11 protein-coding genes are annotated in these 13,176 nt (G+C 28.3%); all 11 read left to right on the top strand.

The features are described from left to right. Nucleotides 1–81 precede the first annotated feature (81 nt). The 11 genes from QZ306_RS01825 to QZ306_RS01775 all read left to right on the top strand — a co-directional run bounded on the left by QZ306_RS01825 (nt 82) and on the right by QZ306_RS01775 (nt 13,039). The gene (locus tag QZ306_RS01825; RefSeq protein WP_295160253.1) at nt 82–1,104 is read left to right on the top strand and encodes a diguanylate cyclase; all 1,023 of its coding nucleotides are present in this window, start codon (nt 82–84) and stop codon (nt 1,102–1,104) included. A 7-nt stretch (nt 1,105–1,111) separates the two neighbouring features. Continuing rightward, nucleotides 1,112–1,708 (top strand): L-threonylcarbamoyladenylate synthase, encoded by a 597-nt coding sequence (locus tag QZ306_RS01820; RefSeq protein ID WP_295160250.1) that lies wholly within the window; start codon nt 1,112–1,114, stop codon nt 1,706–1,708. Between the two features lie 91 nt (nt 1,709–1,799). Then, complete coding sequence (locus QZ306_RS01815) at nt 1,800–3,515, top strand: class I SAM-dependent methyltransferase (RefSeq protein WP_295160248.1); 1,716 nt, start codon at nt 1,800–1,802, stop codon at nt 3,513–3,515. 126 nt (nt 3,516–3,641) lie between these two features. Beyond that, entirely contained in the window at nt 3,642–4,244 is a 603-nt protein-coding gene (locus QZ306_RS01810) for an OmpA family protein (protein ID WP_295160245.1), read from the top strand. Between the two features lie 20 nt (nt 4,245–4,264). Continuing rightward, nucleotides 4,265–4,858 (top strand): OmpA family protein, encoded by a 594-nt coding sequence (locus QZ306_RS01805; protein WP_295160242.1) that lies wholly within the window; start codon nt 4,265–4,267, stop codon nt 4,856–4,858. A gap of 84 nt (nt 4,859–4,942) precedes the next feature. Then, nucleotides 4,943–6,010 carry a HEAT repeat domain-containing protein gene (locus QZ306_RS01800; RefSeq protein ID WP_295160239.1) on the top strand — a complete coding sequence of 356 codons (1,068 nt, stop codon included), beginning with the start codon at nt 4,943–4,945 and terminating at the stop codon, nt 6,008–6,010. 323 nt (nt 6,011–6,333) lie between these two features. After that, on the top strand, nt 6,334–7,584 hold the full coding sequence (locus QZ306_RS01795; RefSeq protein WP_295160236.1) for an AAA family ATPase: 1,251 nt from the start codon (nt 6,334–6,336) through the stop codon (nt 7,582–7,584). A 3-nt stretch (nt 7,585–7,587) separates the two neighbouring features. Next, nucleotides 7,588–8,217 carry a hypothetical protein gene (locus tag QZ306_RS01790; protein WP_295160233.1) on the top strand — a complete coding sequence of 210 codons (630 nt, stop codon included), beginning with the start codon at nt 7,588–7,590 and terminating at the stop codon, nt 8,215–8,217. A 63-nt stretch (nt 8,218–8,280) separates the two neighbouring features. Continuing rightward, on the top strand, nt 8,281–10,254 hold the full coding sequence (locus QZ306_RS01785) for an ATP-dependent helicase (RefSeq protein ID WP_295160231.1): 1,974 nt from the start codon (nt 8,281–8,283) through the stop codon (nt 10,252–10,254). An 85-nt stretch (nt 10,255–10,339) separates the two neighbouring features. Continuing rightward, on the top strand, nt 10,340–11,158 hold the full coding sequence (locus tag QZ306_RS01780) for a hypothetical protein (RefSeq protein WP_295160230.1): 819 nt from the start codon (nt 10,340–10,342) through the stop codon (nt 11,156–11,158). A gap of 228 nt (nt 11,159–11,386) precedes the next feature. Next, entirely contained in the window at nt 11,387–13,039 is a 1,653-nt protein-coding gene (locus tag QZ306_RS01775; protein ID WP_295160228.1) for a Na+/H+ antiporter NhaC family protein, read from the top strand. Nucleotides 13,040–13,176 lie beyond the last annotated feature (137 nt).

The following is a 13,176-nucleotide window of genomic DNA, read 5'->3' as shown; positions in this document are numbered from 1 at the left end:
TTCAAATCTATTTTTTATTTAATAAATTCTTTAAATTTACGATACTTTAATTAAGAATTTATATATTTTAAAGATTTAATTATGAATGAAAATATTTTAGTGGTAGAGCATAGAGCGGATCTTTTAGAAAGATTTGTGGATCTTTTAAGGGAAAGGCATTATAATCCTATAGCTACAAAATCGCGTTCTCAGGCTGTTAATATATCGAATGAAAGCACATTGGATTTAATACTTTTAGATGCCGATATAGGAGATTCTCAGGGACTGCAGCTTCTTGATACTTTTAAAAATCAGGAATCTACCAAGGGAACTCCCGTAATACTTCTAAGCACGCCTTATAGAAAGATGGAGTTTATAGAAGAGTCTATAAATCTAGGCATTGACGGACTTATATTTATACCTTTTGATGAAATGGAGCTTTTTGTAAGAGTTAATAGCTGTCTTAAGTATAGAAAGCTTTATATGGAGCATCAGAAATTAATTAAGCAGGCGGATTATCTTCAGAACTCTTTAAATGATGTTACGGAGGCTTCAAATAGAAATTATCAGTCTTATAAGGAAGCGCAGAAAAAATATGATGATATATTGAATATAGATTTGGAAACAGGACTTTGGAATAAAAAAGAGTTTTATGATCAGTTTACAAGATTAGTTTATGAAACTGTAAGACATGAGGAGACTATAGTATTGGCATGCTTTTCTATAGACGGTCTTGATAATATTATAAGCGAATTCGGTATAATCGCCGCAGAAGAGATAATGCTTAGATTTACTGAAGTACTCAAAAAAACTACAAGAAAAGAGGATATTATAGCCAGATTTGATAATAATCAATTTATGGTTGCATTTAATAGAATGAATATAAAGCTGTATGATAAAAAAATAAATGATATCAGAGGTCTTGTTGATAAAAATGAGCTTGAGTACAACGGTATTATAATAAAATATACCATATCTGTGGGAATATCATATACTGCATATAAGAAAAATTATCATATAGAGGGTATGGAAAAAGAAATAGCTCCCGTATTATTGGCTCTTCATAATGCTAAAAGAAGAGGTTTTGCAAGTTTGTTCATTCACCCTACGCTTATTAAAAGGTAGAGAAATAATGATAATTAATCTTGATAAAACGGATAAGGAAAGCATAAAATATGCAGCATGCGAAGTTATAAAGGTAATAAATAATGGAGGTGTAGTTGTTTCTCCTACCGATACAGTTTACGGAATGCTTGCCGATGCTTTCAATACAGATGCGGTTGATAGAATATACTCTATTAAAGAGAGAGAGAAAGATAAACCTCTTTTAATTCTCTTAAAAGAAATAGATGATATAAAAAAAATTTCGGATAAGGAAATTCCTGATATAATAAAAAAAAATATTCCAGGAGAACTGACTTTTATTATGCCGCTTCTTGAAGAATTAAAAGACAGATTTTCATACTTAAAAGATACAGCAGCTTTGAGGATACCTAAAGACGAATATATGCAGCTTATATTAAAAGGCGTTAATCCTCTGGTGGCTCCCTCAGCAAATCCAAGCGGCTATGGAGTAATATTAAACGGAAATGAATTAGCCGAACTTTATAAAGATAAAGCCAATTTGATAGTTAATGCGGGTATTTTAGAAAATAAAATGCCTTCCACTCTTTACAGCTGCATTCAAAATAAAGTGCTTCGTCAGGGCTCTGTTTATATTAATATATGATTTTTATTATATTATTTGTAATTATATATTTTTATTATATAATTAATAAAATTATAATCAGTTATATAAAAAATAAAAATAAGTTAATTTTATGCAGGATATATGTATAATAACGGATATAGGAACGATATACGGCTTCGGACATATTACCCGTATGAAGTTCATATCGTACAGATTAAAAGAATATTACCGCTTTATATTTTCTTCTATTAATAATGAAAGCGGTATATTTAAAGATGCAGGAATTAAAACATGCCGATATGATGAGATAAGAAATTTAAATCCTTATTTAATAATAGTTGACAGCAGAGAGGTTGAATCAAAATATATAAAAGAATTAAAGAGTATAAGCAGCGTTATTATTATAGACAGTGTGGGTGATGAAAGGGCTTTTGCAGATATAGTAATAGAAATGCTTCCTAATATTGATAATTCTAAAGAAGTTAATATAAAGCCTTTCATAGCTACGATTTTAAACTCTAATATAAAACCTAAATATAAAGAAAATGCCCCTGTGCTTTTATATCTGGGATTTAATAATGAACTAAAAAAGAAAGCCTTAGAAATAATAAGCAGAATAGAAAATAAAGAGTTTGTTATTATAGATACAGAAAAAGAAATCGGTTATGATAATATAAAGTATGTTAATTTCAGCCCTGATATATTTATAAATCCTTACAGCTCGGTTATTACATATTTCGGTCTTACAGCATTTGAATGCATAGAGGCTTCAATTCCTACAATACTGCTTTCTCCTACAAAATACCATGATGATTTGGCTGAAAATCAAAAAGAATTATTTTTTAATTTGGGATTTTTTGAGAATATTAATACAGATGAGGCTGTAATTAAATTAAAAGAGTTTCTCTTTAATGAAGATATACGCATCAAATACCGTGAAAAAGGCAAATTGGTAAATACTGAAAAATCTCTGGATAGAATAAAAACCATAATAGACAATATAAAAGATTTTAAAAATATAAAATGTCCTTTCTGCGGAAGCGCTTATGCATATATGAAAAACAGAAACATAGAATCTAATCTTTACAGATGCAGAAAATGCCAAGCATTATTCAGAAAATATTTTCTTCCTCCTTTTACAGATTATTCTTCTAAATATTTTGTTGAGGATTATAAGAATCAGTACGGAAAAACATATAAAGAGGACAGCAGCAATTTAATATCTTTGGCTAAAATGCGTTTAAAAAAAATAAAAAAAATAAAACCTCAGGGAAAAATACTTGATATAGGAAGCGCTATGGGTTTTTTTCTTAAAGAGGCAGAAGAATGCGGATATGAAACAGAGGGCATAGAGATAAGCGAATATGCATCAAATTACTGTGTTAATACTCTTAATCTTAATGTTCATAATATATCATTACTTGATTTTGAATATAAAGAAAAAGAATATGATATAATAACCGCTTGGTATGTCATAGAGCATATTTATAATTTTGAAAGTATTTTAAAAAAAATAATATTTTCTCTGAAAGATGGAGGGATATTGGCTTTTTCCACTCCTAACGGCAGCGGATTAAGCGGAAGATTCAATAAAAATTATTTTTCAATAGTTCCGAGCGATCATGCTTTTGAAGCAAATCCTAAAGCTTTGGATATATTATTATCTAAATATTCTATGAAATGCATAAGCTTGCAAAATCAAAGTATATATTATAACAGATTCTGCGATATATTTAATTTAAATTTTATTAAAAATAATAATCTTTTATCTAAAATATATACTGCCGTATCAAAAAAAGAAAATTTAGGAGATACTTTTGAATGCCTGTATATTAAGAATAAATAAAATATATAAATTTATTTTATTTATATATTTTTACGAATTATAGGCAATTTTGTTTAAATTATATAATATTAATTATCTCAGCATAATACTAAAATGATCCTTCAAATATTAAGAGGAAAGACTGTTATGAAAAAAATATTTTTAATTATGTTTTTAATTTTAATACCTATTGCAGCCTGCAAAAGCGCTCCTGTAGTTTCAGGACCTGAAGAAGGCAGCGGATTTAACACAAAAGAGGCAGGAGAAGACTTGAATTTACCAGACGGTGCGGGCATAAGAGAAACCCCTAGAGGAAAAGTATTAGTTTTATATGATCCTAAATCTAAAACCGATATAGGAAAGCCTCAGAACACTTATGAAGTAAAATTCAAGTTTGATAATACTATAGAAATAGGAAGCTATAAAGATGCCTATAATTTAGTATATCAGATAATAAATAATAATCCTGATATAAAAATAATGGTGGAGGGACATGCCAGTAAAGACGGACCTGCTCCTTACAATTATAAGCTCTCTCAAAGAAGAACTGATAAAAGCTTTAACTATATAATAAAATTAGGTTCCGAAAACAGCAGATTATTAAAGAATGCATTCGGTGAAGCCTTGCCCGAGTATCCTGTTTTAAGAGAAAACAGAAGAAGCGAGTTCATTATTATAATGAATGAAGATGATTTGAAAAAGTATAACGATTTTGCTAAAACTGTCGACATTAATAAAGAAACAGAATAATGCCGAGGTTATAGCAAGCTATGAAAAAACTTTTATTTATTTTTATTTTTATTTTATTTATATTTGCGCTGTCATGTAAAAGTACGCCGTTAAATAGTGCTCCTGAAGATGTAGTTATAGCAGAAGAGCCGCCGTCTGAAGTTGATACTCCAAAAAAAGCTTTTTATCTTCCAGCTGATACTTATGTGAGAAATACGGACAGAGGAAAAGTATTTGAAACTTCTCCTAAAATAATATTTAAATTTGTGGAGACTAATATGCCTGCATACGCCGATGTACCGTTTACTAAAGTTATGGAGTTATTAGAAAAAAATCCTAATGTAAATATAGTTTTGGAGGCGCATACAAGCAACAGAGGAAAGGCTTATCCGTATAATTATAACTTATCTGTAATGAGAGCCAGAAACGGAAAAGCATACCTTTTAGAGAGAGGAGTAAAGGGAGATAGGGTGATAGAGAGTCCTTTAGGCGAAGCTTTGCCTGAATATCACAGTCAGGACAAGTTAAGACGATATGAGTTTATAATAATAGAAAATGAAGAAGATATGATTAAATATAATACTTATATTTCTAATTTGGATGTGAGAAAAGAGAGCGTATATCAAGGCAATTAATTTAATACAGGTCTCCTTATAGTATTTTAAATTTATAAAGAGGTTTTATTTATAATCTTTATTTATAAGGAAATTTTTTATTTTATGAGAAATATTATTTTAAGTTTTTTATTTTTTAATTTATTTATTGCTTTTGAAGCTTTTTCCCAAACATCAGATGATTATGAAAAAACATTTAAATACGGAACTCCTTCTCAGAAAATAGCAGCTATTTCAAAGATAAAAAGAACAAAAAATGAGGCTGATATTGCAATGATTGCAAATCATTATCCTGAGGAAATGAACAGCGGAGTAAAAAGCGAAATTATAAACTTCTTTAAGCAGAATAAGAATGATAATGCAAAAATTATTATAGAGTATGCTATTGAAGATGAGAATGAAAGCGTGCGCAAAGATGCTTATTATTTATGTTCTATTTATCCTGATATTCAATATGAGATTCCTATAATGAATGAAATTACTAATGCATCAGGGCTTGTATTGGATAGCATGATAAATGCTTTAGGCTCGATAAAATCCGAAACAGCGGCAGATTTTCTATTGGAAAAATATGCGGATAATACGGCTGCTTCAAGCACTAAAGTTGAGATATTAAGATATTTCAGCGAGACAAAAAACCCTAAGGGAGAAGCAATATGCAGAAATGCTGCTCAAAATGCGGGTGAATCTGCTTTAGTCCGTTATATGGGCGTTGTAGCATTAGGAGCTTACCCAAGTATTGAAAATTATAAAATACTTCAAAAACTTCTTGCAGAAGATCTGCCGGAGATTACAGCAAGAGTTATATATATACTTCCCGAATATGAGGCTTACGGCGATGTAAAAAAAGATATAGTGGAAGCCGCTAAAAATGACAGCGATTCTGTGCGTATCTATGCTATTAAAGCTTTAAATAACTATAAATCGGAGCCTGAAATAGAGGAATTGCTGCTTTACAGACTTAAAAATGATAATTCAGAAGCAATTACCATAGAAATATTAAATTTGTATAAAGACTCTCCTTCAGCTGGAAATATGTATGAAGCTATAAAGACTCTTGCCGATTCGTCTGCAAGCGATAAAATAAAAAATCTTGCAAAATCTGTCATAGGCAGAGAATCTAAAACTATAGACGAATCTCTTACAGGTATAAAAAATACTTCTGAAAATTAAAAGCCGTATATATTACTATGCATTTAACTGCATATAAAGTATAAACAGATTGTAATTTAGAGTTTAAATAATATATAAAAATGCATTTGGAATACTGAAATAAAAATTTGCTGTCTGTATTGTTTTAATAAAATATATTATCAGTTTATAATATATACAAAAAGTTATCAGTGTTATTGAAAAAACTATTGAGATTCAAAAGAGTATTGATGAGGTTTATAAGAAAATTGATAATTAAAAAATGCTAGACTTAATTTATATATATGCTAAAATTTATTATAAGAAAATATTTTTTTAATATAAAAATTAAAGCGGGAAAATAAATGCTTGTAAGTTTCAGTGCAAAGAACTATAAATCATTTTATGATGAAGTTGCTCTCGATATGCGTATAGAGGTTAATGACAGCAACAGAGAAGAAATTGAAAATAACCCATTTGTATATAAAATAAATGATGATTATATATCCAAATTATGTATACTATACGGACATAACGGAAGCGGTAAGTCCAATTTATTAAATGCAATTTCATATTTAACTAATATTAATATATATCATGATGCACCTATAAATTATAAATACTTATTTTTACCTAATATGATTTATGGTAAAGATGAAAATACAGAATTTATTTTAGAATTTTATTATAAAAATAATTTATATCATTATAAAATAATATTAGATAATAAAAATAAAAAAATAGAATATGAATTATTAAAAGAAAATGAAAATATAGTTTTTGAAAGAAATAATAGTAATATAATAAATGGAAATAACTTTTTTATAAATATAAAAGGCATACCTAATCAAATTACAGTTATATCTTATTGTTATATTGTAGATGATTATCGTAAAGAAATAAATTATTATATAGATGCATTTGTAAACAATTTTTTTTCATATATGTTTACAAATTTTTCAGATGCATTATTTATTGATATTGATAATATATATTCTCTATTAAAAAATTCAGGACTATGGAATATATATAGAAAATTAATCTCCCTTGCTGATGTTGGAATAGATGATATAAAAGTAATTGAAAATACTGATTATAAAGAAAATAATGGTTATATATCAAATTATTTGAGAAAAAATAAATATAGATTAATATCAATACATAAAGATTATGAAGATGATTTTAGAAAAATAGAATCTGATGGAACAAAAAATTATGCTATTAATCTATTCAGTATGTTAGGTTCTTTGAGAAATGGTATTTTATCTGTATTAGATGAATTTCAAGGTGTGCAGTCTGAACTTTTAGAGCTTGTTATTAGCTTGTTTCAAAAAAATATGTTTGAAGATTTGAATAATCCTACATCTCAATTAATATTATCTACCCACGATACTAATTTGATGTGCCTTAAAAACACACTATTAAATCATTATTGGTTTTTAAACAAAGAAGATAATAAAAGCGAATTATATTGTGCTTCTGACTTTGAAGATTTAAAAAGAGAAGATTTAGAAAAAGAGTATAAAAGAAACAGTCTTAAAGCTAAATACAATTCTAGATTATTTGAAATCCCTTCAAAATTTTTTATTAAAGATAATGAAAATAATGAGCAATAATAAATGAGAAAAAGAAGACAATTAAATAATGAAAAATATTATTTATACTGCTTTTCACCCGGAAAAACTGAATTTGAATATTTAAAAAAATATATAAATGAAAAACTTAATAATAAAATTAAATATAATGGTAATGCTCAAACACATCAGTTAAGTGCAAATATTAGAGATGATAAACAAAAAAATAAAGAAATAAATGGAATAGCAGATTTTATAACAAATAGAACTTCTGCTATGAATGAATATGGTTTAGGAAAGATAATTGTATTTATAACTGACTGTGATAATGCCGAACTTCAATATATAGAAGATTTAAGAAAAAAATTTAATAAGAATTTAAAATCAGTACAAAATATTAATTCTAACTTATTTATATTTAATTATCAGGCATTAGAAAACTGGCTTGAATATTATTACAATGAAAAAACTAATAAAGAACAAATGAGAAGAGATATTATTAAAGATTGGGATAAAATATTTAAAAATAATCATGATAATGCCGTAAATAAATACTTAAAAGATCATAATCAAAAAGAAGCTTCAACAATAGATGATTATTCAAATATACACTCATCAAAATATTCAGATTTTCCTTATGCTTTTAAATATTTAGAAAAGCTGAAAACTAAATAAAACTTGAATATTAAAAAAAGATATCATATAATAAAAATATATTTTTATATTTAAGGCGTATAAATGGATATACTTGAAGGTGTAAGCGATGTTCAAAGGCAGGGAATACTGCATACGGGAAGTCCTTTGCTTGTTCTTGCAGGTGCTGGAAGCGGCAAAACCTTATTAATTACTAGAAAAATAGCATATCTTATTGATAATTTAGGAATATCTCCTGAAAATATAATTGCCGTAACTTTTACAAATAAAGCGGCTAATGAAATGAAAGAAAGAGTATGCCGCATGCTCCCGTTTATAAGACCAAGCAGATTATTTATAAGAACTTTTCATTCGGCAGCTTTAAGAATTTTAAAAGAGAATGCTCATTATTTGGGATATAAATCCAATTTTATTATTTTAGATGAAGGCCATAAGCATTCCATATTAAAAAAAATAATGAAAGATGAAAAAGTACCTAAAAGTATTAATATTAAGCTGATGTCAAAGTTCATATCATCTGTAAAAAGCGGAATTGAAGACGGCATTGTTTTTGACAGATATATTTTTGAGAATGTATACAGTAAATATATAGAATATGAAATTAATGAAAATTTAATGGATTTTGACGATCTTATACTTAATACTGTAAAATTATTTGAACAGGAAAAAAAAGTTTTAAATTATTACAGAAACAGATTCAGATATTTTTTGGCTGATGAGTTTCAGGATACCAATTCACAGCAGTATAAGTTTATAAAATTATTAACTAAAGATGCGGAAAATGATTTAACAGTTGTAGGCGATGATGATCAGAGCATATATGCATTCAGAGGCGCCAATGTTCTTAATATACTTGATTTTGAAAAAGATTATCCTAATACAAAAATAGTGCGTCTTGAAGAAAATTACAGATGTCCTAAAGATATTGTTGAGGCAGCTTTAAGTGTTATAATAAATAATTCAGGAAGGCATGAAAAAAATGTTTTTTCAAATAAGCCTAATGAGTTTAAAATAGAAAATTGGATTTGCTATAGCGATTTGCAGGAAGCTTTAAGCGTAATTGATGAAATAGAGATATTATTCAATAATGGATTTGAGGCAAGGGATATAGTAATATTATTCAGGACCAACAGTCAGTCAAGGGCTTATGAAAAACAATTAAAAATACATTCCATTAATTATAAAATAATAGGCGGAGTTGGATTTTTTGAACGCATAGAGATAAAAGACTCCATTTCTTTTTTAAGGCTTATGACAGGTTTCAGAGATAATTTCAGCTTAAGAAGAACTATTAATGTTCCGCCCAGAGGCATAGGAGATAAAAGTTTTAATAGTATTGAAGTTTTTGCAAATACAAGAAAAATAAGTATTTATGAGGCTATTGACTATGCAGAAGAAATTAATATTACAAAAAAAGTTAAGCAAAGCATTAAAGAGTATAAAAACTTAATAGAAAAATACGGAGAAAAGATAAAAGAAGATATTATAAATAATGATGATAAAAATATAGAATATATGTTCTTTGAGTTTCTAAAAGAAATAGATTATTTTTCAATATTTAAAACAGATGATAATAATCAAAGAATTATATCCGCAGAAGAAAATATAAAAGAACTTTTCAAAGGCTATTATGAATATAAAGAGACTGAGCCTAATGCATCTCTTATAACTTATTTGCAGGAGAATACTTTATTTAGGGATAATATAAATAACGATGATAAAGAAGATTATATTACTCTTATGACTTTGCATAATGCTAAGGGATTAGAGTTTGACGCCGTTTTTATTACAGGACTTGAGCAGGGTGTTTTTCCTCATTATTTTTCAATTGAGGAAGATAATACCGATGAGGAAAGAAGGCTTTTTTATGTGGGAATTACAAGAGCCAGAAGAAAGCTTTATCTTACATATTCCAAAAGAAGAAGAATAAATACGGGAACAATGGAGCAGATGCCGTCTCAGTTTTTAAATGAGATACCAAAAAGATTAATGCTTATCAAGGAAAAAGCTGATTATTGTTCAGCTGACTATATAGACGAAGATGCTTTTGATTATTAATTTTTCAATATTATTAATATGCAGACATATCTGCTTGATATTAAAAAGGCTGCAATACATCAGTCAAATAATAATATTATTATTAATGCTTATATCATGTGCAGACAAAAATAAAATATCAGGCGTCGCTTTCATTGAAAAAGAAGAAATAGAGCCGAATAACAGCTTGGAGTATTCGCAGTATATAGATTTAAGCAGCTCGATTAACGGCAGTTTTTATAATGAAAGCGATGCTGATTTTTATTGCATAAGCCCTACAAACGGATTTATAATGGATTTTTTTATATCCGTTTATGATATTAAAGCCAATGTTTCTTTAGATATATTTTCAAGTAATGATATGCTGTTCAGCATTAATACAAAAGATATTGAAAATTATAAAGGGTTCATAGAGTTAAAAGATATTTTATTTAAATACGATTCATATTTTCTTAAAGCAGTATCAGATAAAGAATGCAGATATAATTTAAGATTTGTATTTAAAGATAATTATCTGCCTTTAAACGAAACAGAGCCTAATAATTTTTTCGTTTCGGCAAATAATATTAATTCTCCTAATGAATCCGTTTACGGATATTTTATAAAAAACTTTTCTGATATAGATATAATAGATGAAAAAATAAAACCTTATATAAAAGATTCTTCTTTAATTGATATAGATATATATAAAATAAGAAACGATACAGATATAAATACTTCCATAAATATAAAATTAGAATATTCTAAAAATATAGATATGATTCTATTTGACGGAAGCTTAAATTATATCAAAGAAAGCTTAAACGAATTAAGCACATCTTTTAATTCGGGTAATGAATATTATATAGCTCTTATATGCTACGGCGAAAAATATATATTAGAGGGATACAAATTATATTATGAGTTTAACTTGCAGAACTATTGACAAAGTAATATTTTTAGTATAAAATTATTTTACTGTTAAGTTTAAAAAACTTCGGATTTTATTAATGAATAATTCTTTTTTATGCAGAAAATTTAAAAAAAGCCTCTTTCTTCTGGAGTGTTGAAGTATTTATATGTTTAACTATACATGATAATTTTTAATATTCAGCCTCCATAAATAAGGAGGCTTTTTTATATTTTTTGTAAAATTATTTAGGAGCATATTCTTATGGAACATTATGGTTTTTTGGGTATCATACCGCCTCTTTTAGCCATTATACTTGCATTAGCAACCAAAGAAGTTATTATTTCGCTTACACTTGGAATACTTTCAGGTACATTTATAATAGCACATGGGAATGTATTTACGGCAATTACTATATTCACAGACAAGGTTGCGGAGATGAGTTCGGATTCTTGGAATATACGCATACTTTTATTCTGCGCTTTGCTTGGGGCTTTTGTAAGCATGCTTTCAAAAACTGGTGCTACTAAGGCTTTCGGTTTATGGGCAAGCAAATATTTAAAAACAAGAAAAAGCGTATTAATATTTACTTGGTTTTTCGGACTTATTATATTTATAGACGATTACTTTAACAGCTTATCTGTAGGCACCGTTATGCGCCCTGTTTCGGATCAAAATAAAATTTCTAGGGCAAAATTAGCCTATATATTAGATTCCACAGCCGCACCCGTATGCATACTGGCACCGATATCCACTTGGGTTGTAACCGTTATGAGTTATATAAGAGATTCTGAAGGATTTGAATTTTTAAATATGAGCGAGTTTGTTTTTTTCATTAAGATGATACCTTATTCTATTTATCCTCTTTTAGCTTTGACTTTTGTTGTTCTCATGTCTTTGGTATTTAAAGATTTCGGACCTATGAAAAGAAGCGAATATAATGCCCAAAACGGAAAGCTTTTTGATGATGAATTATACGGAGCTTGCCCCGGCAATATGGATACCTCTTCAAATAATACTGCAAAATGGTATGATATGGTTATAGCAATACTTACGCTGATATTTGCATGCATTAGTCTGTTTCCTATTACAACATATATGGGTTTAATAGGAAAAGACGGTATAACTTCTTTTTCTCAGGCTATGTCAAGCATAACATTAAGTCAGGCTTTTTTGGATACAGATGCTTCAAAGGCTTTATTTTACGGAGCCGTTATTTCTCTTATAATAATGTATATATACTATATTGCAAGAAGACTATTAAGCATACGCTCTGCAGGAAATTCCATTATGGAGGGCGTTAAATCTATGGTTCCCGCTTTAGTGGTGCTTTCATTGGCTTGGTCTATAGGAAGCGTTATTAAATCAAGTCCTTCAGACGGAGGATTGGGACTTGCCTCTTTCTTATCCGAAACTGTTAAAGGAGGCGGTTTTCCTATTTGGATACTTCCAGCTATAGGGTATTTATTAGGCTGCGTTATAGCTTTCTCTACAGGAACAAGCTGGGGTACTTTTGCCATACTTATACCTATAATTATACCTATTGCAAACGGCCTTGCATCCGCAGTCGGATATACAGGAAGCGAAGTTTTAAATGTGCTTCTTATAAATGTGGGCTCCGTTGTTTCAGGGGCTGTATTCGGCGATCATTGCTCTCCGATATCTGACACTACAATACTATCTTCAACAGGAAGCAACTGCCCTTTGCTTGAACATGTTGCAACTCAAATTCCCTATGCTGTATTGGTGGCTCTGTCCTCATTTATAGGCGTCATAGTCGGGGGAGTTACCTTAAATCCTATAGCCGCTTTGCTTGTGGGATTTATAATAATGTGCATGCTTGCTGTACTTGCTCCTAAGTTTTATGATAAAATATCAAATGCTGCTTATAAAATAAAATCGGCATTTACTAAATAATTATTTTAAGAAAAATTAATAATTAAATATAAAAGCCTTTTATATATTAACAATTAAAAATATATAAAAGGCTTTATTTTTTATTATAAATTCCGTAACTTATATTTTATATGCATATTTATTTAACTTAATACGGT

It is taken from the genome of uncultured Brachyspira sp., assembly GCF_910588665.1.
In the GTDB taxonomy this organism is placed as follows: Bacteria; Spirochaetota; Brachyspiria; order Brachyspirales; family Brachyspiraceae; genus Brachyspira.
Note: the sequence above shows the minus strand (reverse complement) of the source record. Positions and strands in the feature narration are given on the sequence as shown.

Coding starts and splice junctions, on each gene's coding strand:
- QZ306_RS01825 (WP_295160253.1), top strand. CDS start 82: ATGAATGAAAATATTTTAGTGGTAGAGCATAGAGCGGATCTTTTAGAA.
- QZ306_RS01820 (WP_295160250.1), top strand. CDS start 1,112: ATGATAATTAATCTTGATAAAACGGATAAGGAAAGCATAAAATATGCA.
- QZ306_RS01815 (WP_295160248.1), top strand. CDS start 1,800: ATGCAGGATATATGTATAATAACGGATATAGGAACGATATACGGCTTC.
- QZ306_RS01810 (WP_295160245.1), top strand. CDS start 3,642: ATGAAAAAAATATTTTTAATTATGTTTTTAATTTTAATACCTATTGCA.
- QZ306_RS01805 (WP_295160242.1), top strand. CDS start 4,265: ATGAAAAAACTTTTATTTATTTTTATTTTTATTTTATTTATATTTGCG.
- QZ306_RS01800 (WP_295160239.1), top strand. CDS start 4,943: ATGAGAAATATTATTTTAAGTTTTTTATTTTTTAATTTATTTATTGCT.
- QZ306_RS01795 (WP_295160236.1), top strand. CDS start 6,334: ATGCTTGTAAGTTTCAGTGCAAAGAACTATAAATCATTTTATGATGAA.
- QZ306_RS01790 (WP_295160233.1), top strand. CDS start 7,588: ATGAGAAAAAGAAGACAATTAAATAATGAAAAATATTATTTATACTGC.
- QZ306_RS01785 (WP_295160231.1), top strand. CDS start 8,281: ATGGATATACTTGAAGGTGTAAGCGATGTTCAAAGGCAGGGAATACTG.
- QZ306_RS01780 (WP_295160230.1), top strand. CDS start 10,340: ATGCTTATATCATGTGCAGACAAAAATAAAATATCAGGCGTCGCTTTC.
- QZ306_RS01775 (WP_295160228.1), top strand. CDS start 11,387: ATGGAACATTATGGTTTTTTGGGTATCATACCGCCTCTTTTAGCCATT.